The sequence below is a fragment of the Paraburkholderia sediminicola genome, assembly GCF_046030555.1.
Lineage (GTDB): Bacteria > Pseudomonadota > Gammaproteobacteria > Burkholderiales > Burkholderiaceae > Paraburkholderia > Paraburkholderia sediminicola_E.
In genome coordinates this window covers 186,383-209,378 of record NZ_JAQQCH010000008.1, presented here as the reverse complement: position 1 = coordinate 209,378, position 22,996 = coordinate 186,383, and the positions used below count along the sequence as shown (strand labels likewise).

The window sequence follows — 22,996 nt, the reverse complement described above, 5'->3', positions numbered from 1 at the left end:
GCGCGATCGCTCCGCGCACTTCTTCAAACGCACTGTCCAAGGTCCATGAGCAAAGCCCTGCCGCCGTCTTCTGCCGTTCCTGTCAGCGCCGAACCGGCCCCCGATAAACCGGGCGACTCGTATGTGCAGTCGTTCGCGCGAGGCCTCTCGGTGATCCGCGCGTTCAATGCCGCCCGCCCCGAACAGACGCTCACCGACGTCGCTGCCGCCACCGGCCTGACGCGCGCCGGCGCACGCCGCATCCTGCTGACGCTGCAGACGCTCGGCTATGTGGAGGCTGAAGGCCGCCTGTTCCGCCTCACGCCAAAGATTCTCGACCTCGGTTTCGCGTATCTGACCTCGATGCCGTTCTGGAATCTCGCTGAACCGGTCATGGAAACGCTGTCGGCGCAGGTTCACGAGAGTTGCTCAGCGGCCGTGCTCGACCGCACCGAGATCGTCTACGTGCTGCGCGTGCCGACTCACAAGATCATGACCATCAACCTGTCGATCGGCAGCCGCCTGCCGGCGTATTGCACGTCGATGGGCCGAGTCCTGCTGTCCGCGCTCGACGACGAAGCGCTCGAGGCGACGCTAAGCTCGGCGCCGCTCTACGCTCACACGCCGCGCACGGTGACCGATAAGGAAGAGCTGAAAAAGCTGATCGCGCAAGTGCGCCACCAGGGATGGGCGATCGTCGACCAGGAGCTGGAGGGCGGCCTGATTTCACTGTCCGCGCCGATTCGCAACCGCCAGGGGCGCGTGATCGCGGCGATGAATATCAGCGGCAACGCTCAGCGCAATTCGGCCAGGCAGATGGTGAAGGCGTTCCTCGAGCCGCTGCAGCAGGCTGCACAGACGGTCTCGGAGATGGTGGCGCGGCGCGGTTGATCGATCAATCGATCGGCTTATCCGCCGTTTCCTTCAGCATCGACACCGCGATCAACGACACCACCACGCACGCCGCCACATAACCGGCCGGCGCCAGCTTGCTGCCGGTCAATTTGATCAGCCACGTAGCGACCAGTTGCGCGGTGCCGCCGAATACGCACACGCTCAACGCATACGCGATCGAAATGCCGGTGGCACGCACACGCCGCGGAAACGACTCGCACATCAACGCAAATTCCGACGCCGATCCCATCGAGTAGAACAGCAGCATCAGCGCGGTCGCCGACATGATGACGGGCAACTGCGGAAAGCGGTTGATCAGCATGAAGGCCGGAAACAGCAGCAGCACCAGCACGCCACGCCCGAACAGAATCGGCCGCTTACGGCTGCCGATACGATCCGACAGCATGCCGAACACCGGACACATGACGAGCATGACGAAACCCGACGCGACGCCGACCAGCATCGACAGCGACATCGGCAGGCCGAGCGTGTGAATCGCATAGGTCGGCATGTAGAAGGTCAGGATGTAGGTCGAGACCGTGCCGCCCATGACGGTGAGCGTAATCAGCACCAGCGGACGCAGATGCTCCGTAAAAAGTTCGTGCAGCACACCGCGCTCGATAGCGTGGCTGTGCGCCCCTGCCGGCTCGTCCGCGAGGCGGCGGCGCAGGTAGATGCCGACCGGCGCGATCAGCACGCCGATCAGAAACGGAATGCGCCAGCCCCAGCTTTCCAGCGACTCTTTCGGCAACGCGCCCGAGAGCGCCGCCGCAATACCCGAACCCATCAGCGCCGCGCCGCCTTGCGTCGCCAGTTGCCAACTGGCGCGAAAACCACGCCGCGTGCCGCCACCCTGTTCCAGCAACGTGGTGGTCGCCGCGCCGAACTCACCACCCTGTGAGAAGCCTTGCACGAGACGCGCCAGCACGATCAGCAGCGGCGCGGCGAGGCCGATCTGCGCATAGGTCGGCGCAATCGCGATCAGGCCGGTGCTCGCGGCCATCAGCATGATGGTCAGGTTGAGCGCCGACTTGCGGCCTTTGCGGTCCGCATACACGCCGAGCATCACGCTGCCGAGCGGCCGCGTGATGAAACCCGCGGCGAAGGTCGCCACGGATAAGAGCAACGAGGTCGTCGGATCCACCGACGGGAAAAATAGCTTACCGATGATCACGGCAAAAAAACCGTACACGGTGAAGTCGAAAAACTCGAGCCAGTTGCCGATCACCGCTGCCGCGACCGCGCCGCGGCTGGTGGTTCGGGTGGCGTCGACAGCGTGGCTCGCATCCGTTGTGACGTTCATCGCGGGTCTTCCTCGTCGTTATGATTGTGTGGCTGACGGTGCGAACTCAACGCCCGCTCATCGGCAGCTCATGTGCGCCTGAGTCACCTCATTGACCCCTCATTGACCAAGATACCGCTCCACCAGCCGCGTCCAGAATGCCGCGCCGACCGGCAGATTGCGGTCGTTGAAGTCGTAATGCGGGTTGTGCACCATGCAGCCGTCTTCGCCCGCGCCGTTACCGATCCGCAGAAACGTGCCAGGCCGTTTCTGCAGCATGAAGGCGAAATCCTCGCTACCCATCAGGATGTCGGTCTGTTCGACCACTTTGTCGTCGCCGACCAGTTCGCGTGCCACCTGCACCGCAAAATCCGTTTCGGCATCCGAATTGATCACCACCGGATAGCCTTCGATGTACTCCACCACCGCCTTGCCGCCATAGCTCGCGGCCTGGCTTTCGGCCAACTCCGTAATGCGCTTCTTCAGCAACGTGCGCACTTCAGGGCTGAACGAACGTACGCTCAACTCCAGTTTCGCGCTGCTCGAAATCACGTTGTTCGCGGTGCCCGCATGCATCGAGCCGACCGTCACCACCGCCGGCTGCGACGGATCGACGTTACGCGCCACGATCGTCTGCAACGCCATCACAATGCTCGCCGCCACCACCACCGGATCGACCGTCAGATGCGGACGCGCCGCATGACCGCCGACGCCTTCGATCGTGATGATCGCCTTGTCGCCCGCCGACATGAACGGCCCCTTGCGGAACAGCATCACGCCGGGCTCTTCGCCCGGATGATTGTGCAGACCGAACACGGCGTCGCATGGGAAACGCTCAAACAGGCCGTCGTTGATCATCTTCATCGCGCCGCTGTCGACGCCGCTTTCCTCGGCCGGCTGGAAATACAGATGCACGGTGCCCGAGAAATTGCGCGTGGCGGCGAGGTGCTGCGCGGCGCCGAGCAGCATCGTCGTGTGGCCGTCGTGGCCGCACGCGTGCATCTTGCCGTGGGTGCCGCTCGCATACGGCAGACCGGTTTGTTCGATGATCGGCAGCGCGTCCATGTCGGCGCGAATGCCGATGCTGCGCGTGCCGCTGCCCACCTTCAGCGTTCCGACCACGCCGGTTTGACCGACCCCTCGCGTGACCTGCCAGCCCCATTGCTCGAGCTTCTCAGCTACCAGGGCGCCGGTTTGCACTTCCTCGTAGGCGAGTTCTGGATGGTGATGGATGTGATGGCGGATCTCGCGCAGGCTCTCTGTTGCAGGCGCCAGGTCGGACACTTCGGTAAAACGCGCGGCTTCGCTCATCTATCGCTCCATGGGATTCACGCCGCATAGCGCGGCAAACAGGCGAGCACTATAGCCACGCCATTTTGTTCGAATAAGATGCTGTTTTTTTCACCCCGATTAACAAGCTTTATATCCGGGATTACCCTCATGAAGCTGCAACAACTGCAAGCGTTCGTCGCTGCCGCCCATCATCGCAGTCTGCGCGCTGCCGCGCGCGAGCTTGGCGTGACGCAACCGGCGGTCACGCATACGATCCGTGAGCTGGAAAACGCGTTGAATGCCGAGTTGATGGTGCGCAGCGTGCGCGGCATCGAGTTGACGGCGTGCGGGCTTGCGCTGTTGCCGCGCGCGGAACAGTTGCTGGGCGATATGCGCCGCACCGTCGAGGCGGTTGAACAGGTAAAAGGGGAATTGGCCGGCAAGGTAAGCGTGGGCACGATGCCGTCGATCGCGCTGACTGCCCTGCCGCATGCGGTTTCGAAGTTTCGCCGAGCGATGCCGCTGGTGAATCTGCATCTGGAAGAAGTCACGATTCCGGATGCCGTCGCGCGCTTGCGCAACGGCGCGCTCGATATCGCAGCCATCCATCATGTGCAGGCGCTCGACAGCGATCTGGCGCAAGCGCCGCTCTACTCGACGCAGTTCGTCGTCGCGATGCGAGTGGGGCATCCATTAGCGAACGTCACGAGTTTGCATGAATTGCTCGACGCGGAATGGATCGTGACCGTGGGCGCCGATCACTTTCCGCATAGCGTGATGATGGCAATGTTCAATGCGCACGGCTTGCCGGTGCCAAAACGGCAACTGCGGGCGCCGTCATCATTCGCGGTGACGCTCGGGCTGGTGTCACAAACCGATGTGATCGGCTGCTTTACCAGGCCGCTGGCGCAGATGGTCGCGCCGCTTGGCATACGCATTGCACAGATAGAAGAGGTGCTGCCAAGTTACGATCTCAGCATCATCTCACGGCGTGATCTGTTACCTACGCCGGCGGTATTGCAGTTTGTGTCGTGCTTGCAGGAAGCGACCAGAGAGCGGATGGCCGTGGCCGGGTAGCCAGGCTTATCGAACGTCGGCTTCTGCTTGCAAAAAAGCAATCAGCGCGTGCCCCGCGTCCTCCAGCGTCCCAGAGTTGTCGATCGTCGTGCACCGAATCCCTTCCGGCAGCGAAAACGGTGCCCGTCGTGCAAGCCGGGCCGCGACCTGTTCCGCCGACTCACGCGCCCGTGCGCCGAGCCGTGCCTCGAGAATATGCGGCGCCGCATCCACATGCACGACCTCCGTGTGCGGATAACGCGCCAACGTATGCTGCAAATGCTGGCGCGACCCGTTGACGACGACCGTGCAACCGCGTGCAAGCCATGCGTCGAGTTCGATCCCGATGCCATAACGCAGTGAGTGGCTCGACCATTCGAGCGCGAACAGACCGAGCACCGAACGCGCCGCGAATTCTTCGACGCTCAACGCGATATGCTCTTCACCCTGGCCGCTCGGCCGCGTGATGTAGCGATGCGCAAACAGAATCGGCGCGCCCATCAGGCGGTGGCGCGCAAAACCCAGCAATGCATCCTTGCCCGCACCGGACGGCCCCATGACATAAATCAGACGACCTGCCATGCTTATTTCACCTCGCCGGTATGAAACGGCACCCGTAGCCACAGGACGAACGGCTCGCCGGGCGCAGGTTCGACAAAGAGCGCCGCGTGATCGATAACGAGCGGCCCAAGCGCGGGTGTTTTCGACTGCCACCATGCAACCAGCGTCGCACGCTCATCGGCATCGGCGAGTGAACTGGATAGCGTCATGTGAAAACGGAATTCGTCGAAAACGTACGGATAACCCCATTCGATCAGCAGTGCACGCTGCTGTTCACTCAATGGCGCGGCGAGACGGCGCGCGAGGTCCGCGGCGGGCGGCCTGGCGCGCAATCCGTGGAGCGTTCGCAGCGCACTTGATGCAACGTCACGAATGTTCGCCTCGCCATCCGGTTCAGCAGGACGTAGTGCGACGAAATCGCCGAGCGTCGCGGCGTCGACAGATAGCGCGAATGGGTTTTGCGTAGCGGCCCATTCGCGCGTCGCCTCCAGCAGATCGTGCTGAGTAACGCCTTCAGCAAGACGGAACGGCGCAACCAGCGTGCCGTGCCAACCATAGCGACGGGGTGCCTCAGTCAGATCGGCCAGCGGACGCGTCAAGTTTTCCGGTTGCGGTGACACACATGGCTCGCCGCTTTCCGCATCGCGCCCCAACCACGCCGAACCCGCCTGCCACCACGCCGACTCCCGCGACGGCGCGTAATACACCGCAAAACGTGCCTCGGCACCCCATGCCGCGCCGCTCATACGTCGTGCTCCACCAGCAACTGCACACGGTCCGCCGCGAAATGCGTAAAGCCGTATTTGATCGGCGTGCCTTCCAGATCGACGTCGACGTTTTCAACCCACAACACCGGCTGCTGCCGGTTGATATTCAAACGCCGCGCTATTTCCGGCTCAGGCAGCACACTGCCGATCCGGCTCCACTTGCGCAAATAGTCGCTCACGCCCAGCTCAGCCATCGACCTGGTGATGCTGCTCGTGCGCTCCAACACCGCCGGCAAGTCCGGGAAGCGCGCGGCCGGATACCAGTTGCGCGCGAACGTGAGCGGCACGCCATCCGATTCGTGCAGCGACTCGATGCGGTAGACCGACGCGCCCGCCCGCAGGCTGAGCGCCTTGGCGACATTCGGCTCGGCCTTCACGCGCGCGGCCGACAGCATCGTGCCCGCCGCCGCATGATGCTGCTGGCGCAAGTTTTCTGTAAACCGCGTGCGCCGGCCGATCGTATAGTCGATCGCGCCGGGTTGCACGAACGTGCCACGTCCCTGCTCAACACTCACAAGCCCCAAGGCGGCCAGACCGAGCATGGCCCGGCGCACGGTATGGCGGTTCACGTCGAAGCGTTTGGCCAGTTCACCCTCGCTCGGCAAACGGCCTTCTTCGCCGAAGCCGCTCGCGGCGATTTCCGCCGCCAGAATCTGCTCGATCTGCCGCCAGACGGCAACGCCCGCGCCGCGTTCGAGCAGCGTGCCCGGCGTCGCGTTGTCGTTCAATGTCATGGTGCTGTCATTCCTCTGGGTTCAAATATTCGGTATGCCATGCATTGTAGTGCGCAAGCCGTGATGGAAATGTGAAACGGCAGGCAAGCACATCAACGCCCCGCAAGCATACCCCTAAACGTCTAGACGTTTAGATGAATAGATGGTCAAATGACCACTCGCTGGATCAACAGGAATTTCGATGAGTGCCACTTCTGCCTCGCCTTCCTCCGCCATGCGGCGCACATGGATGGCCGTGCTGGCCCGCACACCGCGCGCCGATCTCGAAGCCGCGCTGGAACGCGCGCTGCAAGGCGTCCCGCCCCCTGCTTACGACTGGCTGCGGCCACCCGAAATCGGCCTCGCCATGGTGCGCGGCCGCGTCGGCGGCAGCGGCGACCCGTTCAATCTCGGCGAGGCCACCGTCACACGCGCCACGTTGCGTTTGCGCGTCACGGGTGACGCAACGGCAACCGTCGGCGTGGCGTGCCATCTGGGCCGCGACCGTCGCCGCGCCGAACTGGCTGCTCTGGCAGATGCGCTACTGCAAATGCCCGAGCATCACGCGGCCTTGCATCGGCAATTGATCGAGCCGTTTGGCGCACAGCAGGTCGCTGAACGCGCGGAGCGCCGGCAGGATGCTGCGGCGACACGCGTCGAATTCTTTACGATGGTCAGAGGCGACTGATGGAAAACTCACAGATTGCATTGTCTACGTTGACACCCGGTTTCGCGGACCCGGTCCACGACACCCAGGCGGTGTTCCGTACGTTGCTCGATGCGCTGTCGCGCCCGGGTACCGTAGGTGTTGTCGAAAACGGTTTGCCGGAAGTACGGGCCACTCGCGCCGAGTTCGCCGCATTCGCCGCACTGCTGACCCTGTGTGACTACGCCACGCCCGTGTGGCTCGCACAAGCAGATACCGCACTGGACTCTGCACTGCGCTTTCATACCGGCGCGCCGCTCGTCGACGAACCTGGACTTGCCGCGTTCGCCTATATCCACGACGCAAGTGCAATGCCGGCACTGGAAAGCTTTGCTCTCGGCGAAGCGGAATCGCCCGAGCATTCGGTGACAGTGCTGATCCGCGTCGAAGCACTGACGGGCGGCACGCCGGTCGTATTAAGTGGCCCCGGCATTCAGCACACCACGACGATCGCGCCGATCGGCTTGCCCGAGCACTTCTGGCGCGAACGCGCGGCCCTCGCACCGCTCTTTCCGTGCGGCATCGATTGTTATCTCGTCTGCGGCAACACGTTGATCGGCCTGCCGCGCACAACTCAAGCGAAGGTGAACTGATGTACGTTGCCGTCAAGGGTGGAGAACGCGCGATCGAAGCGTCGTGGCGTCTGCTCGACAAGAAGCGCCGCGGCGATACGCGGCTGGCCGAACTCAGCGTCGCGCAGATTCGTGAACAATTGCGCCTCGCCGTCGCGCGAGTCATGACCGAGGGCTCGGTGTACGACGAAGAACTCGCCGCGCTCGCGATCAAACAGGCCGCGGGCGATCTGGTCGAGGCGATCTTTCTGCTGCGTGCGTATCGCACTACGTTGCCGCGTTTCGGCTATACGCAGGCGATCGATACCGAAACCATGCAAGTGGAGCGCCGCATTTCGGCGACCTTCAAGGACGTGCCCGGCGGGCAGTTGCTCGGCGCGACTTACGATTACACGCAGCGTCTGCTGGATTTCGCGTTGCTCGCCGAAGGCGATGCCGGGGCTGATGCGGCAACAACGCCCGCTCCCACTCAAGCCGCTCAGTCCGCAATCGAAGCCATGCCGCGCGTGGTCGCGCTGCTCGACAAGGAAGGCCTGATCGAGCAGGAACGCCCCATGCCGGAAGCGCCGGAACCTGGCGACCTCTCGCGTGAACCGCTTGCCTTTCCCGCGAGCCGCGCGACGCGTTTGCAGAACCTCGCGCGCGGCGACGAAGGCTTTCTGCTCGCCATGGGCTACGCCACCCAACGCGGCTATGCGCACACGCATCCGTTTGCCGGCGAAATCCGCTTTGGCACGATCGCCGTTGAAATGGAACTCGATGAACTGGGTGAAGCCGTTGAAATCGGCGATATCGATATCACCGAATGCCAGATGATCAACCAGTTCGCCGGCAGCGGTGAAGTGCCGCCTACTTTCACGCAGGGCTATGGCCTCGCGTTCGGACATTCGGAACGCAAAGCGATGGCGATGGCGCTGGTCGATCGTGCGTTGCGCGCTGAAGAACTCGGCGAAACGCTCGCTTCACCGACGCAGGACATCGAATTCATGCTCTCGCATAGCGATAACGTCGAGGCCTCCGGCTTCGTCCAACATCTGAAATTGCCTCACTACGTCGACTTCCAGTCCGAACTCGAACTCGTGCGCCGTCTGCGCGCGCAACACGGCGCCGCGGGTAAAGATCAGGGCAAGGATCAGGATCACGGTCAGCAGGAGCAAGCCGCATGAACACGCCGGCCACATCTCACGCCACCGCGTCGTACGACAGCGCCGCGGACGGCTACAACTTCGCCTACCTCGACGAACAGACCAAACGCATGCTGCGCCGTGCGTTGCTCAAGGCGGTCGCGGTGCCGGGCTATCAGGTGCCGTTCGGCTCGCGGGAAATGCCTTTGCCGTATGGCTGGGGCACCGGCGGCATTCAGGTGACCGCGGCGATCATCGGCAAGAACGATACGCTGAAGGTCATCGATCAGGGCTCCGACGAAACCACCAACGCGGTCAACATCCGCCGCTTCTTCGCGCGCACCACGGGCGTGGCGACCACGCGCCGCACGACCGAAGCGACGATCATCCAGACACGTCACCGGATTCCCGAAGCGCCGCTCACCGACAAGCAGATTCTGGTTTATCAGGTACCGATGCCCGAACCGTTATTTCGCCTGGAGCCACGCGTCGCCGAATGCAAGAAGCTGCACGCACTCGCCGATTACGGGTTAATCAGTGTGAAGCTGTACGAGGACATCGTTCATCACGGCAGTATCGCCACCACGTACGACTACCCGGTGATCGTCAACAACCGTTATCTGAGCTCGCCCTCGCCGATTCCGAAGTTCGACAACCCGAAGATGCACATGAACCCCGCGCTGCAATTGTTCGGTGCCGGCCGCGAACGGCGCATTCACGCGATACCGCCGCACACGCCGGTGCGCAGTCTCGACTTCGACGATCATCCCTTCGAAGTGCAGAAGTGGCAGCACGCGTGTGCGCTGTGCGGATCGACGGAAAGCTTCCTCGACGAAATGATCGTCGACGACGCCGGCAAGCGGATGTTCGTGTGCTCGGATAGCGACTACTGCCATGAACGTCGCGGCGACCAGGACCTCGAGCTGCCGTCTTACGAAGCGCGTAAAGGAGAAACCGCATGACGCCGCTGTTGAGCGCCCGTTCGCTCACCAAACAATATGGCGGCCGCAACGGCTGCAGGAACGTCAGCTTCGATCTGTATCCGGGCGAAGTGCTGTGCATCGTCGGCGAATCCGGCTCGGGCAAGACCACCTTATTGAATGCACTCGCGCTGAAAACGGAAACCGATAGCGGCTCGCTCCACTACACGGCCACGCATGGCGAGAAGCTCGACCTGCTCGCTTTATCTGAACCGCGCCGGCGTCTGTTGATGCGCACGGAGTGGGGCTTTGTGCAGCAGAATCCGCGCGACGGCCTGCGCAGCGGCGTCTCCGCCGGCGCGAATATCGGCGAGCCTTTGATGGCTGTCGGCGCCCGCCATTACGGCGACATCCGCCACACTGCAACGCAGTGGATGGAACGCGTCGAACTCGATGCCACCCGTATCGACGAATTTCCGGCGGCGTTTTCCGGCGGCATGCAGCAGCGTTTGCAGATCGCGCGTAACCTCGTCACCGGTCCGCGCCTCGTCTTCATGGACGAGCCGACCGCCGGTCTCGACGTCTCCGTGCAAGCACGCCTGCTCGATCTGCTGCGCACGTTGACGTCCACACTGCATCTGTCGGTGCTGATCGTCACGCACGATATCGGCGTGGCGCGGCTGCTAGCGCATCGCCTGATGGTCATGCAAGGCGGTGAAGTGGTCGAGGCCGGCCTGACGGACCAGGTGCTCGACGATCCGCAGCATCCGTACACGCAAACGCTGGTTTCCTCGGTTCTGCCAGTTTGAGGCTCACAATGCGATCCATTGAAACAAGCAAGGAATCACACGCCGCTGAACGCGCGTTCATCGAGAACCGCGCACTGATGCTGCGCGCGGTCGGCATCGGCAAGACCTTTACGCTGCACGGCCAGGGCGGCGTGCAGATCGAAGCGCTCGCGGGTGTGTCGCTCGATGTCGAACGCGGCGAGTGTGTCGTGCTGGTCGGGCCGTCAGGCGCCGGCAAGAGTACGCTGTTGCGCTGTTTATACGGCAACTACCTGGCCAGCGCGGGCGCGATTGCCATTCGCGACGCGGAGACGGATGACGGGCCGCCGGTGTCGATCACCGGCGCCGAGCCGCACGACGTGCTGCGGCTGCGCCGCGGCGTGGTCGGCTACGTCAGCCAGTTTCTGCGCGTGATTCCACGCGTGCCGACGCTTACGCTCGTGGCCGAACCGTTGCTGTCGCGCGGCGTGGCGGAAGACGAAGCCCGTGCGCGTGCTGCCGCCCTGCTGGCGAGGTTGAATGTGCCCGAGCGGCTGTGGTCGCTCGCGCCCGCCACCTTCTCCGGCGGCGAGCAGCAGCGCGTAAATATCGCCCGTGGTTTGATCGCCGGGCATCCGGTGCTGCTGCTCGACGAGCCCACGGCCTCGCTCGACGCGGAGAACCGCGACGTGGTCGCCGATCTGATCGTCGAAGCACGCGAGCGCGGCGCGGCGATTGTCGGTATCTTTCACGACGAAGATACCCGCAACAAGGTCGCCACGCGTCGCCTTGAACTCCAGCCGCCGCTACGTCACTAATTGACACGAAACGGCACTAAACTGAACCGCTGAGCTGAAACACTGAGTCGAAGCACGGCGGCGTCATACTCAAGACAGACTACGGAGCAAGTCGATGTTGATCAGGAACGCTCGCATTGTGACGCGAGACGATGTATTTACCGGCATGCTGCGCGTCGAAGACGGCGTGATTCGCGACGTCGAGCGCGGCACGACCGCGGCGCGCGAAGCGGAAGATTGGGACGGCGACTATCTGTTGCCGGGCCTGATCGAACTGCATACGGACAACCTCGAAAAGCATCTGGCGCCGCGTCCGGGCGTGCAATGGAATACCGACGCCGCCTTTGTGATCCACGACGCGCAAGTGGCGGCGGCCGGCATCACCACGGTGTTCGATTCCCTCGCGATCGGTTCGCGCTCGAACGTCGGCCTGCGCGGCCGCGATCTGCAAACGCAATGCGCCGAATCCCTCACGCGCTTTTCCGAGCGCAAGCTGTTGCGCGCCGAACACTTTCTGCATCTGCGCTGCGAAATTGCCACCGCCGATGTCGTGGAGGTGTTCGATTCGTTGTGCGCGCATCCGTTGCTGCGGCTTGCCTCGGTAATGGACCACACGCCCGGCCAGCGTCAATGGCACGATCGCGAACAATGGCGCCGCTTCCAGGAGCGCAACGGCAAGCTGACTGACGAACACGTGGCGACCGCGCTGGCCGAGCTGTCCCTGGAACAGGAACGTTACGCCGACGTCCACCGCCGCGAGATCGTCGCACGTTGCAAGCGGCTCGGCATTCCGGTGGCAAGCCATGACGACACGCTGATCGAGCACGTCGAACAGGCCAAGGCCGAAGGCATCGTGCTAGCCGAATTCCCGACCACCCGCATTGCCGCCGAAACGGCACGCGCGCACGGTATTTCGACCATCATGGGGGCGCCGAATATCGTGCGCGGCGGCTCGCACTCCGGCAACGTGTCGGCGCTCGAACTGGCTAAAGCTGATTTGCTCGATATCCTGTCGTCGGATTACGTGCCTTCCAGTTTATTGACTGCCGTGTTCGAACTGGTCAGCAAGGCCGGCTGGACGCTGCCGCGCGCAATGGCGACGGTTTCTGCCGAACCGGCCCGCACGGCGGGCTTGCATGATCGCGGGGCGATCGAAGCGGGTTTGCGCGCGGACTTCGTACGCGTCACGATGCTCGACACGCTGCCGGTGCCGCGCGCGACGTATCGCGCCGGGGCGCGGATCGTCTGACGAATCGATCGTGTTCAGGCCTCGCTGGGTGCGGACAGCAGCGGTTCCACCGCGGCCCAGCGCGTCCAGCGGGGTGTCCGGTCGGGCGCTTCGACGCGCAAGGTGCGCGAACCGTCGCCGAACACGAGGGATTCGACCGTGAATGCGCTCCCCTCTTCAATGCCCGCTTCGCGTACGTGCCCGGATTGAAAGGTGAAACTAAGATTGCCTTCGCGCAACAAATCGAAGTAGGCGTCGAAATCAGTAGTTGATGAACGTGCAGCCCAACGATTCAGGAGGGTGGCGGCGATTTCGGCGTCGTACATGCTGTACCTCTCTGGACATAAGCCGTATCCCGACTATAGCTGAAAAGTAAGCCTTGTGCTGCACCGCACCATTACCCGCTCGCTACGCCTCTTTCCATGACAGCTCGCCCGCCGCTCAGACATCCTCCACGAATCTCCTGCGTCATTTGCGCCTATAACGAGGCGCCTCGCATCGGTGCGGTGCTGGCTGTGGCCTGCATCCATCCTTTGCTTGACGAAATCATCGTGGTGGACGACGGTTCGACCGACGGCACCGCAGAAATAGTGGAAGGTTTCGCGTCCGCACAACTGATTCGATGTGCGGAAAACCAGGGCAAAAGCGCCGCAATGGCGGTTGGCATCGCCGCGGCGAAAGGTGAGTGGCTCATGCTGCTCGATGCCGACCTGAAGGGCCTGACCGCCACGGACATCGGCGCGCTCGCCCTGCCCGTTTTGCAAGGCAGCGCGCACGTGAGCCTGAGTCTGCGCCAGAACAGCCTGCTGGCGTTTCGCGCCATCGGTCTCGATTTCGTCTCCGGTGAACGCGTGGTCAAAAAAACGCTGTTGAGCGAAGTCCTGCAGGACGTTCACGGCTTGCCACGCTTCGGGATCGAGGTGTTCATGAACCACCGCATCATCGCGCGCCATCTGCCGATCGCAGTCACTCACTGGCCCCATGTCAAGCAGGCGCGCAAAACAGAGAAACTCGGTTACTGGAAGGGCATACGCGCGGAATGGCGCATGCTCGCGGACCTGTTGAAAGCTGTTTATCCGCTTGCGCTAATTTCACAGACCTTTCAAATGCTTCGCTTGCGTATTGACCACGGCTCGCGGGCGAGTTTTGCGGCACGCATCCGGAAAGTGCCCGATACCCGATAGTCCGCGCTAAAACGCCGACCGAGCCAGCGAGACCTGTGAGCCCGGCGAGCCACGCCGCCCCGTTCGCCCCCGGCCTCGAAGCGTCATTCGACAGCCGAAAGCGGATCGCGTCCTCTCGTTGCCAGCGCAACAAAACCTGCCGCACCCAGCATCAGCGGGCTGTAAAGCGTCGCGCAGCGCCACAGGACCAGCGCCGTCGCGATGCTTGCGCGAGGCACCCAGGTCGCGAATGCCGCAGCGAGAGCGATATCGCCGGTGCCGCCGCCCGCGGGCACACCGGTCCACAACGCGGCATGCAAGGCCACTGCCTGTACGGCCAGCACAAAACCTAAGGGCAGGCGGTAACCGAGTTCGCGCAGGATAAACCAAAGGGCGCCATAGCGAAGCAGCCACTGCAGCGTCGTCAGCAGGCACAACGCGGCAAGCCGCCACTTGGGTACGGCGACCAGTTCCAGCCATTGCCGGCGAACGCTGTGGCAAAACCTGCTCAACCTCGCGCGGCGCTGGTTGAGCCAATGAGCGCGCCGGCCGGCGGTGTCCAATGCCGCCGCCAGGCGCCGACGATTCATCCAGCAGACACCCATCACGCACACGGCGCCGGCCAGCGCGCCGAACAGGAGCGGCACGCTCGCGCGCGGAATCACTTGCGTCAGCGGCCCGAATGCAAACAGCAGGGAAACCGGCACGGCGGTCGTGAAGAACGCGAGATCGAGCGCCTGATCCGCGCTGACTACGGTCGTCGCAAGCGACCAGGATGCCCCGGCGCGTTGCAGCAGGCCGATGTTGACGCCGTAACCCGCGGCACCCAGCGGCGAAGCCAGGAACGCGAAATCGGTCGCCAGCGTGATGGCAAAAGTGCGCAGGAAACTCACCCGGAGTCCGAGCGCGGTCTGCATCAGATGCAGCTTGCCGGCCTTTGCCATCGCGCTGATTGCAGCACTCGCGGCAAGTGCGGCGAACACATAGAGGGAGACGTTACGCAGCCCGGCGAACGCCGCGTGCGAATTGAGAGCGAAAGGCGCGCCGACGGCGAGGCCGATACCGGCAAGCGCCACCAACACTGCCGCTTTACGCGTATGAGATCTGATCAACGAGGGCCTCAGCAAGTGCAAAAGGCCCTGCTTTCTTAGCACGATGCAGCATGCAGACGCTGCGTTGCGCGTGGAATCGGGGCCGTCCGAGGCCTCATGGTAACGACTCGACGCTGCGTTTTCGTGACGCCGTTTGACAAAGCGCGTTGTTGCAACGAGCGAGACCCTGCGCGTCTCGCGTCAGGTCGACAAGGGCACACGCTCCGGTTCGTCCGCATCGAACCACGCCGGATTGCGCTCGGCAATCGGACCGAGCGACATCAGAATCTCACGCAGATGGCTGCGCATCGCTTCTTCAGCGGCGCCTGGGTCATGCGCGCGAAGGCCCGCCAGAATTTTTGCGTGCTGCTTGATCAGCAGATCGAGCGGCGATACGTCAGGCAGGCTCAGATAGCGCACGCGATCCATTTGCGCCTTGATGTCCTGAATCGTTTCCCATGCGGCCGTGCAATCGATCGCCTGGGCAATTGCGTAATGAAACGCCTCGTCGAGCGCGAGGAAAGCAGCGGTGTCGTTCGATTTCGCCGCAAGCTTCTGGTCGCGAAGATTGTCGGCGAGTGCCTGCAACTGCGCGTCGGTAATCGATAAGGCTGCCTTGCGCACCACCGCCGTCTCGATCGCTTCGCGAATGAAGCGCCCCTCGCGCACCTGGCGCGGCGAAATGCGTTTCACGAAGGTGCCACGTTGCGGCAGTACCTGAAGGACGCCCGCTTCGACCAACTTGATGAACGCCTCTCGCACCGGCTGCCGCGACACCTGAAACATGTCGGACACTTCCTTCTCCGAGAGTGGCGTGCCTGGCACCATCTGACCGACAAAAATCGCCTCGCGCAGTGCGCGGAAAATCTGCTTGCCGATGGGCTCGTGCGAGTCGAACGAGACGCTAGCGGTCAGATCCGGCAACTCGACGCGTTCGCCGCCCTGCACGCTCGCACGACGGCGTGTGCGGGGCGCGGTGAGCGTCGCATCGGAGGAGAAAGAAGACGCGCTGGCGTGGAGGTTCTTGGTCGGCATCAGCAAAGCAACGAATGAATAGCGAGGGAGGCGGCACACACCATGAATACCTGCCTGGATATCCACTGAAGTGTGCCGCACCATACTACCATGCACGTTTCATGTTCAACACACTCGGTCGCGGCTCGCGAATCCACACCAGTGAGCACACTGCGCCGAGCACGGCAATCACCCCTGCCAGTACGAACGCGCTAGCGTAATTGCCGTGCGTCGCCTCGACGATAAAGCCGGTCACCGCCGGTCCGATCACGCCGGCCAGGTTCGCGAGCAGGTGCACAAAGCCGCCTACGCCGCCAACGTGTTCACGCGGCACGGTGTCCTGAATCACGGCCCAATACACCGCACCCGTTACATACAGGAAGAAGATCGACACCGACATCAGCGCGACCGCACTTTGAGTACTGGCGACGCGCCCAGCCAACGCAACGCACACCGCCGCCGCGCCCAGACAGCTACTCAGCACGATCTTGCGTGACAGCAGCGGTTTGCCGGTCAAGCGCAAGATAAAGTCCGAGATGAAACCGCCCGCCGCCAGCCCGATGCTGCCGAGCAGCCACGGAATCACCGTGGCGAAACTCATGTCGCGCAGGCTCAGGTGATGCGCTTCGGTCAGGTAAGTCGGGAACCACGACAGGAAGAAAAACAGCACGTAGTTGTATGAGAAGAACGCGAAGGCCGTCGCGAGAATAATCGGCTTCTTCAGGAAGTGCCGCAGGCCGAGCTTCTCGCCATCGGCCGAATGCGCGATCGCATGTTCGTCCGCCTGACCGGCGCGGATGAGTTCGATCTCGTCAGGCGTGACGCGCAAATTTTCATGCGGGTGCTCGGTCGTCGTTGCCGCCCAGAAAACGAGCCACAGGAGTCCCAGCAGCATGATCGCGACAAAGGCCCAGCGCCAGCCGAACTGCACCGCCATAAAGCCGACTACCGGCCCCGCCAGCGCGCCGCCGAGTGGTGTGCCCGAACTGATCACGCCGATTGCGCTCGCGACTTCCTTGCGCGGGAACCAGTTATTGACCATCTTGCTGTTCGACGAACTGAATGGACCTTCGCCCATACCAAACAGCACGCGCAGCACGATCAGCGAGCCGATGCCGCTTGCCAATGCGGTCGCACCGCAGAACACCGACCACACACCCATTGCGGTACCGAACACGCGTTTCGCGCCGACCTTGTCCGACAGCACCCCGCCGACAAAATTGAACAGCGCATAGCCGATGAAAAAACTGCTGAACACGATGCCCATTTGCGCATGCGAGAAGTTCAGGTCTTTCTGGATCAGCGGTGCGGCAATCGACAGCGCGGCTCGATCGAGGTAGTTGATGACGCCGGCCAGAAACAGTAGCGCGACGACAAACCAGCGTTGACTCTTGATCATCAGGTGTCTCCTTCGGGTCGCCTCTTGGTGGGCGTTTGCATAGCTCTAGTAGCTTGATTGGCTTCGCAAGGCGCTGCGGATCGGTGCAACGCCCATGCAACATGGGGATGCTCAGTCGAAGTTCAGATGCACCTTCATCGACTGCGAGCGGTCGAGCGCTACTTCGAACGCGCGGTTTGCTTCGCTCATCGCGAACGCGTGCGTCATCAGCGGCCGCAGATCGACCTTGCCTGAGGCGATTTCATCGGCGGCGATGGCGTATTCGCTGGTGAAACGGAACGAGCCTTGATAGCGGAGTTCTTTCGACATCACGAGGTTCGCCGCCACGGGCGATTGGCCAGCCGGCAGATTGCCCACCTGAATCACCGTGCCGCCCGCGCGCGCCGCACGCAGTGCCGTATCGAGGCCGGCGGGACTGCCCGATGCCTCGATGACCACGTCGAACGTGCCGCGTTGTGCGGACCATTGATCGATCACAGTGCTGTCTGCGGCGTTCACGGTCTGATCCGCGCCGAGTTGCTGCGCGACCTGCAACGCGCGATCCGAAAGATCCAACGCGACCACGCGATGCGCGCCGGCACGACGCGCCACACTCAGCAGAATGCAACCGATCGGCCCGCAACCGACCAGCAGCACGCTTGCACCCACGAGCGAGCCGGCCTGCTTCACCGCATGCAACGCAACGGCGAGCGGCTCGGCCATCGACGCCTGCGCGAAATCGACGCCATCCGGCACAGGCACGCATTGCCGCGCCGCGACGACGATGTACTGACGGAACATGCCTTGTGTGTGCGGGAAGGTCGACGCACTGCCCATGAAGCGCATGTTCAGACAATGATTCGGCATCCCGCCGACGCAAAAGCGGCACGTCCCGCAGGCCAGCCCAGGATTGACGGCAACGCGCTGCCCAGGCGTTAGCCGATGCTCCGCGCTCACGCCCTCGCCGAGCGAATCGATCTCGCCAGCCACTTCATGTCCGAGCACGAACGGCTCGCGCACCGCGAAATCGCCGCTTTTGCCTTTGAAGTAGTACGACAGATCGGAGCCGCAAATGCCGCCGGCGCGCACGCGCACGCGTACCTGGCCAGGACCGGGTTCGGGTGGATCGACTTCGTCGATGCGGATCAGTTTGGGTTCGTGAAGCACGGCTGCGAGCATGATGGACTCCGGTATGGCAAAGGTCGCGCGCTCAGGGCTGCGCGAGGGAAGACGAAGATGACGACGAAGATGCTTGCGCTGCCGTATGCGCCTCGACCGGCTCGCCGCCGCCCCAATCGTGGAGATCGCCACCGCGGCGCAGAGGCGCGGTTTCCGGCAATGCAAAGAGCGATACAGCAGACACGATGCCGAGCACCGCCACGTAAATAATCAACGCGAGCGAATTGCCATGCGTGAGCTGAATCAGTTTGACGGCCAGCAGTCCGAGTACGCCGCTGCCGAGCAAAGAACCGATTTGCCAGATCAGCGCGATACCGCTGCAACGCACGCGCGCCGGAAACAATTCGGGGAACAGCGCGGCTTGCGGTGCATAGCAGAGACTGTGGCCGACGCTGATGGCGAGAATCATCACGAGCTGGATCGCCGCGCGATTACCGCTGTCGATCGCCATGAAGAACGGCACCACCAGCGCAACATGCAATAACGCACCCGCGATGAAGGTCGGCCGCCGCCCGATGCGATCGGACAACGCACCGGCGAGCGGAATCGTCACGAGTTCGAGCGCGACCGCGACGATGACCGTTTCGAGCAGCATGCTTTGCGCGATGCCGTGTGCTTTGCCGTAGGCCAGCACGATCATGGTGTACATCGCAAAAGCGCAGGCCTCGATCAATTTGGCGCCGACACCTTTGACGATCGTCGGACCGAACTGGCGCACCACTTCCACCACCGGGCGCGAAGCCACAGATTTGGTGCGCTGGATCGTGGCAAAGATCGGTGACTCTTCAGTGCGCAAGCGGATATACAGCCCCACGGCGACCAGCAGCGCGCTGGCGAGAAACGGAATGCGCCAGCCCCAGTCGAGCAGTTGCGCCTGCGTCAACGTCGCGGTGAGCAGCGCGAACAGACCCGACGGAATCAGAAAACCGGCTGGCGCGCCCAGTTGCACGAGACTCGCGAAGAAGCCGCGCCGCGCAGGCGGTGCGTATTCCGCGGTGAGCAACACGGCACCCGCCTGCTCGCCGCCCACGCCAAAGCCTTGCAACACGCGAATCACGATTAGCGCGATCGGCGCCCAGATGCCGATCGACTGATAGTCTGGCAGCAGGCCGATCACGAACGTTCCCAGGCCAACGATCAGGATCGTCACGATCAAGGCTTTCTTGCGGCCGACGCGATCGCCGAAATGACCGAACACAATGCCGCCTAGTGGCCGTGCCAGAAAACCGACTGCATAGGTGGCGAAGGCGGCGAGCGTGCCGATCAGCGGGTCGGCGGAAGGAAAGAACTTCTGGCCGAACACCAGCACGGCGGCTGTGCCGTAAACGAAGAAGTCGTAGTACTCGGCCGCGGTGCCGATGGTCGAGGCGAAGGCCACGCGGCGCAGCATGGCGGTGCTGGCTGGCGCGGCGGCTTGCGGGCGTGCTGGATTCACGCGTGTCTCCATCATTATGTAATCAGGTTAGCCGGGCGAATCGACTCACCAGTTCCACAGCGTCCCGTCTTCGAGACGCGCGACCGGCAGATACGCCGGGTCGTAGGGATACCGCGCGGCGGCCGCTTCGTCGATGTCGACGCCGTGGCCCGGCGCTTCGCCGGGATGCATCATGCCGCGCTCGAAGCGCCATGCATGCGGAAATACGTCGAGCGCTTCTTGAGGGAAGCCCATGTATTCCTGCACGCCGAAATTCGGCACCCACAGATCGAAGTGCAGCGCCGCGCCCATGCACACCGGCGACAGATCCGACGGCCCGTGACAACCCGTTCTCACCTGATACAGCGAAGCAAAATCCGCAATGCGCCGCAAATGCGTAATGCCGCCCGCGTGCGTCAAGGTCGCGCGAATGTAGTCGATCAGTTGCTCCTCGATCAGCTGCTTGCAATCCCAGATGCTGTTGAAGACCTCGCCCACCGCGATTGGCGTAACGGTATGCTCGCGAATCAGCCGGAAGCCGGCCTGATTTTCCGCGGGCGTTGGGTCTTCCATCCAGAACAGGCGATACGGCTCGACCGATTTGCCGAGGCGCGCGGCTTCGATCGGCGTCAAACGGTGGTGCACGTCATGCAACAAATGGGTATCGAAGCCGAACTTGTCGCGCACCGCCTCAAAGAGTTCAGGCACGAAATCCAGATACTTCTCCGACGACCAGCTCTGTTCCTCGACTGCGCCCTTGGTGGCCGGCTCGTACTTGCCGCTGCCTTTCGACACGCCGTACACCGAGCGCATATTCGGCACACCGCATTGAATGCGAATGGCCTGATAGCCGGCTTCGATATGTTCCGCGTAACGATCGAGCGCTTCGGGAATGTCGCGGCCGGTGGCATGGCCGTACACCATCACGCCTTCTCGCGAGGCACCGCCGAGCAGCTTGTACAGCGGCATGCCGGTCACTTTGCCGAGAATGTCCCACAGCGCCATGTCCACCGCGGCAATCGCCGTCATCGTGACAGGGCCGCGGCGCCAATACGCGCCTTTGTAGAGGTATTGCCAGGTGTCTTCAATACGGCCAGGATCGCGGCCGATCAGCAACGGGCACACGTGGTCTTTCAGGTACGAAGCAACCGCCAGTTCGCGGCCGTTCAGCGTTGCATCGCCGATACCGTGCACGCCTTCGTCAGTGACGATTTTCAGCGTAACGAAATTGCGGCCGGGGCACGTGACGATCACGTCGGCGCGAACGATCTTCATGACATCTTCCTTGCAGTAGCGGGTCGCGAACCGCGTGAAGCGGCGGCAAACGATCTGCTGTTTTCATGTCGGTTTCGAACAGCGGCTGAGGTGGAAAATGAAATGGGAAGTGAAGCGGAAAATCACCTTCTTCAACCTGTCTCAAGCCGTTTTAACGATGCTACCATACAAGTATAGCGAGACGTCAAATCAGGGTTTTCCCGCTGAACGGCGTCGTTTCGAAGCCTTTTTCGTGATCTGGATTTTTTTACATGAGCTCTGCAGCCACCCTGCCTCGCCTCGTCCGCCACGCACTGCCGGCGTTGCAAACGCACCTGCTGTCGCCGCAATGGCGGGAGCCGCGCATCGGCATCGTTCATCTGGGGATCGGCAATTTCCATCGCGCGCATCAGGCGCTTTATACGGAAGAGGCCATGCTCGCCGCGGGTGGCGACTGGGGCATTTGCGGCGTCACGCTGCAAGGCGATGTCGGCAAGCGCGACGCGCTGATGGCGCAGCAAGGCTTGTATAGCGTGGTCGAACGCGGGCCGCACGGCGCGAAAGTGACGGTCGTGCGTGCATTGCGCGAAGTGCTGGCCATGCCGCACGATCGCACTGCCCTGTTCGCGCGCCTCGCGGATCCGCTGATACGGATCGTCTCGCTAACCGTCACTGAAAAAGGCTACTGCCGTGATCCGAAAACCGGCGAGGTCGCGCTCGACGATCCCGCCGTCGCGCACGATCTGGCCCATCCGCTCGAGCCGCGCACGGTGCCGGGCATTCTCGTCGCAGCATTGCGCGAGCGGCGCGACGGCGCGAACGGCGAACCGTTTACCGTGCTCTCGTGCGACAACCTCGCCCACAACGGCGCCGCGCTGCGCCAGGTGGTCTGTTCGTTCGCGCAGCAAGCCGATCCTGAGCTGGCCGACTGGATCGCCGCCCGGGTTGCGTTTCCATCGACGATGGTCGACCGTATCGTGCCGGCAACCACCGAGGCCGAGCGCACGACCGTGGCCGATACGACCGGTTACCAGGACGCCGCACCGGTACCGTGCGAGCCATTCCGGCAATGGGTCATTGAGGATCGCTTTCCCGGGGGACGTCCCGCGTGGGACGCCGTCGGCGCGCAACTTGTTGTGGACGTCACGCCGTTCGAACTGGCGAAGCTGCGCATGTTGAACGGCACGCATTCGACGCTGGCCTATCTGTCGATGCTCGGTGGGTTCGATACGATCGACGCAGCGGTCTCCCACCCCGCCATGCGCAATCTCATCCACGCGATGATGACGCAGGAAATCGCGCCGACGCTAACCATGCCCGCATCATTTGACGTGCTCGCCTATCGGGACGCGTTGCTCGAGCGTTACGCTAATCCGGCGCTGAAACATCGCTGCGCACAGATCGCGATGGACGGCAGCCAGAAGATTCCACCACGTCTGCTCGCCACGATTGCGGCGCGGATCGACGCGGGCCAAACGTTCACGCGTCTCGCGCTGGCGGTAGCGGCCTGGATGATGTTTTTGCAGGCCCATGCGGACGACGGCATGCGCTATGAAATCAGCGATCCGCTGGCGAGTAGATTGCAGGCGCTCGCGGCATCAGCGCATGGTGAGCCACAGGCGCTGATGGACGCATTACTGTCAGTGCGCGAAGTGTTTCCTGCAAATCTGACCGACCTTCCTGAATTCAGGAAAGCGCTTCAGCACGCATTGCAGTTGCTTCACGAAAAAGGTGCACGGGGAGCCATTGCCGCGTCGCTTTGAATTCGTACCTTTGGGAAGCGAGTGCGACCGGCACGGCGCCGCTTGAAGCGTTGAGTTGAGTTGAGTTGAGTTGAGTTGAGTTGAGGCGACACGTCGGCGTCT

The 22,996-nt window shown here is 62.8% G+C and carries 23 protein-coding genes; 11 read left to right on the top strand and 12 right to left on the bottom strand.

The features are described from left to right. Window positions 1–45 precede the first annotated feature (45 nt). Window positions 46–870, top strand: a complete 825-nt coding sequence (locus PQQ52_RS14415; protein WP_408212115.1) for an IclR family transcriptional regulator — start codon at window positions 46–48, stop codon at window positions 868–870. Between the two features lie 4 nt (window positions 871–874). Here the strand turns inward: PQQ52_RS14415 and PQQ52_RS14410 are convergent, their stop codons facing one another. Further along, on the bottom strand, window positions 875–2,176 hold the full coding sequence (locus PQQ52_RS14410; RefSeq protein ID WP_408212112.1) for an MFS transporter: 1,302 nt from the start codon (window positions 2,174–2,176) through the stop codon (window positions 875–877). A gap of 99 nt (window positions 2,177–2,275) precedes the next feature. Further along, window positions 2,276–3,466, bottom strand: a complete 1,191-nt coding sequence (locus PQQ52_RS14405) for a M20 aminoacylase family protein (protein WP_408212109.1) — start codon at window positions 3,464–3,466, stop codon at window positions 2,276–2,278. Window positions 3,467–3,595: 129 nt separating this feature from the next. On the opposite strand from PQQ52_RS14405, the gene PQQ52_RS14400 reads away from it, so the two are divergent. Then, on the top strand, window positions 3,596–4,504 hold the full coding sequence (locus PQQ52_RS14400; RefSeq protein ID WP_408212107.1) for a LysR family transcriptional regulator: 909 nt from the start codon (window positions 3,596–3,598) through the stop codon (window positions 4,502–4,504). Between the two features lie 6 nt (window positions 4,505–4,510). On the opposite strand, the gene phnN is transcribed toward PQQ52_RS14400, so the two are convergent. From phnN to phnF, 3 genes are read right to left on the bottom strand one after another with little or no spacing between them, the layout of a single operon-like run. Then, window positions 4,511–5,065, bottom strand: coding sequence for a phosphonate metabolism protein/1,5-bisphosphokinase (PRPP-forming) PhnN (phnN, locus tag PQQ52_RS14395; RefSeq protein WP_408212106.1), 555 nt, complete (start codon window positions 5,063–5,065; stop codon window positions 4,511–4,513). Between the two features lie 2 nt (window positions 5,066–5,067). Continuing rightward, window positions 5,068–5,790 carry a DUF1045 domain-containing protein gene (locus PQQ52_RS14390; protein WP_408212103.1) on the bottom strand — a complete coding sequence of 241 codons (723 nt, stop codon included), beginning with the start codon at window positions 5,788–5,790 and terminating at the stop codon, window positions 5,068–5,070. Continuing rightward, window positions 5,787–6,545 (bottom strand): phosphonate metabolism transcriptional regulator PhnF, encoded by a 759-nt coding sequence (phnF, locus tag PQQ52_RS14385; RefSeq protein ID WP_408212100.1) that lies wholly within the window; start codon window positions 6,543–6,545, stop codon window positions 5,787–5,789. The genes PQQ52_RS14390 and phnF overlap by 4 nt, the downstream gene beginning before the upstream one ends. Before the next feature lie 181 nt (window positions 6,546–6,726). Here phnF and phnG point away from each other — a divergent pair, with 181 nt between their 5' ends. The 7 genes from phnG to PQQ52_RS14350 all read left to right on the top strand — a co-directional run bounded on the left by phnG (window position 6,727) and on the right by PQQ52_RS14350 (window position 12,659). Beyond that, a complete protein-coding gene (gene phnG / locus PQQ52_RS14380) occupies window positions 6,727–7,212 on the top strand; it encodes a phosphonate C-P lyase system protein PhnG (RefSeq protein WP_408212097.1) in 486 nt (161 codons plus the stop codon). Further along, window positions 7,212–7,823: a phosphonate C-P lyase system protein PhnH gene (gene phnH / locus PQQ52_RS14375; protein WP_408212094.1), complete on the top strand. Its 612-nt coding sequence runs from the start codon at window positions 7,212–7,214 to the stop codon at window positions 7,821–7,823. Before phnG ends, phnH begins: the two co-directional genes overlap by 1 nt. Further along, window positions 7,823–8,968 (top strand): carbon-phosphorus lyase complex subunit, encoded by a 1,146-nt coding sequence (locus tag PQQ52_RS14370; protein ID WP_408212091.1) that lies wholly within the window; start codon window positions 7,823–7,825, stop codon window positions 8,966–8,968. The genes phnH and PQQ52_RS14370 overlap by 1 nt, the downstream gene beginning before the upstream one ends. Continuing rightward, the gene (locus PQQ52_RS14365) at window positions 8,965–9,888 is read left to right on the top strand and encodes an alpha-D-ribose 1-methylphosphonate 5-phosphate C-P-lyase PhnJ (protein WP_408212088.1); all 924 of its coding nucleotides are present in this window, start codon (window positions 8,965–8,967) and stop codon (window positions 9,886–9,888) included. Before PQQ52_RS14370 ends, PQQ52_RS14365 begins: the two co-directional genes overlap by 4 nt. Continuing rightward, the gene (phnK, locus tag PQQ52_RS14360; protein ID WP_325046740.1) at window positions 9,885–10,655 is read left to right on the top strand and encodes a phosphonate C-P lyase system protein PhnK; all 771 of its coding nucleotides are present in this window, start codon (window positions 9,885–9,887) and stop codon (window positions 10,653–10,655) included. Before PQQ52_RS14365 ends, phnK begins: the two co-directional genes overlap by 4 nt. Before the next feature lie 8 nt (window positions 10,656–10,663). Next, window positions 10,664–11,431 carry a phosphonate C-P lyase system protein PhnL gene (gene phnL / locus PQQ52_RS14355; protein WP_408212085.1) on the top strand — a complete coding sequence of 256 codons (768 nt, stop codon included), beginning with the start codon at window positions 10,664–10,666 and terminating at the stop codon, window positions 11,429–11,431. 94 nt (window positions 11,432–11,525) lie between these two features. Next, a complete protein-coding gene (locus PQQ52_RS14350) occupies window positions 11,526–12,659 on the top strand; it encodes an alpha-D-ribose 1-methylphosphonate 5-triphosphate diphosphatase (RefSeq protein WP_408212082.1) in 1,134 nt (377 codons plus the stop codon). Between the two features lie 14 nt (window positions 12,660–12,673). Here the strand turns inward: PQQ52_RS14350 and PQQ52_RS14345 are convergent, their stop codons facing one another. Then, on the bottom strand, window positions 12,674–12,964 hold the full coding sequence (locus PQQ52_RS14345) for a hypothetical protein (protein WP_408212079.1): 291 nt from the start codon (window positions 12,962–12,964) through the stop codon (window positions 12,674–12,676). 96 nt (window positions 12,965–13,060) lie between these two features. Between PQQ52_RS14345 and PQQ52_RS14340 the strand changes: the two genes are divergently transcribed. Further along, on the top strand, window positions 13,061–13,822 hold the full coding sequence (locus tag PQQ52_RS14340; RefSeq protein ID WP_408212076.1) for a glycosyltransferase family 2 protein: 762 nt from the start codon (window positions 13,061–13,063) through the stop codon (window positions 13,820–13,822). Between the two features lie 83 nt (window positions 13,823–13,905). Here the strand turns inward: PQQ52_RS14340 and PQQ52_RS14335 are convergent, their stop codons facing one another. The 6 genes from PQQ52_RS14335 to manD all read right to left on the bottom strand — a co-directional run bounded on the left by PQQ52_RS14335 (window position 13,906) and on the right by manD (window position 21,152). Next, entirely contained in the window at window positions 13,906–14,913 is a 1,008-nt protein-coding gene (locus PQQ52_RS14335) for a lysylphosphatidylglycerol synthase transmembrane domain-containing protein (RefSeq protein ID WP_408212074.1), read from the bottom strand. 180 nt (window positions 14,914–15,093) lie between these two features. After that, the gene (locus PQQ52_RS14330; RefSeq protein WP_408212071.1) at window positions 15,094–15,927 is read right to left on the bottom strand and encodes a GntR family transcriptional regulator; all 834 of its coding nucleotides are present in this window, start codon (window positions 15,925–15,927) and stop codon (window positions 15,094–15,096) included. Window positions 15,928–16,012: 85 nt separating this feature from the next. Next, window positions 16,013–17,305 carry an MFS transporter gene (locus PQQ52_RS14325; protein WP_408212068.1) on the bottom strand — a complete coding sequence of 431 codons (1,293 nt, stop codon included), beginning with the start codon at window positions 17,303–17,305 and terminating at the stop codon, window positions 16,013–16,015. Window positions 17,306–17,416: 111 nt separating this feature from the next. Next, on the bottom strand, window positions 17,417–18,463 hold the full coding sequence (locus PQQ52_RS14320) for an L-idonate 5-dehydrogenase (protein ID WP_408212066.1): 1,047 nt from the start codon (window positions 18,461–18,463) through the stop codon (window positions 17,417–17,419). 31 nt (window positions 18,464–18,494) lie between these two features. Further along, window positions 18,495–19,898 (bottom strand): MFS transporter, encoded by a 1,404-nt coding sequence (locus PQQ52_RS14315; protein WP_408212063.1) that lies wholly within the window; start codon window positions 19,896–19,898, stop codon window positions 18,495–18,497. A gap of 45 nt (window positions 19,899–19,943) precedes the next feature. Continuing rightward, a complete protein-coding gene (gene manD, locus PQQ52_RS14310; protein WP_408212060.1) occupies window positions 19,944–21,152 on the bottom strand; it encodes a D-mannonate dehydratase ManD in 1,209 nt (402 codons plus the stop codon). 251 nt (window positions 21,153–21,403) lie between these two features. On the opposite strand from manD, the gene PQQ52_RS14305 reads away from it, so the two are divergent. Continuing rightward, entirely contained in the window at window positions 21,404–22,894 is a 1,491-nt protein-coding gene (locus tag PQQ52_RS14305) for a mannitol dehydrogenase family protein (RefSeq protein WP_408212057.1), read from the top strand. The last annotated feature ends 102 nt before the right edge of the window (window positions 22,895–22,996 follow it).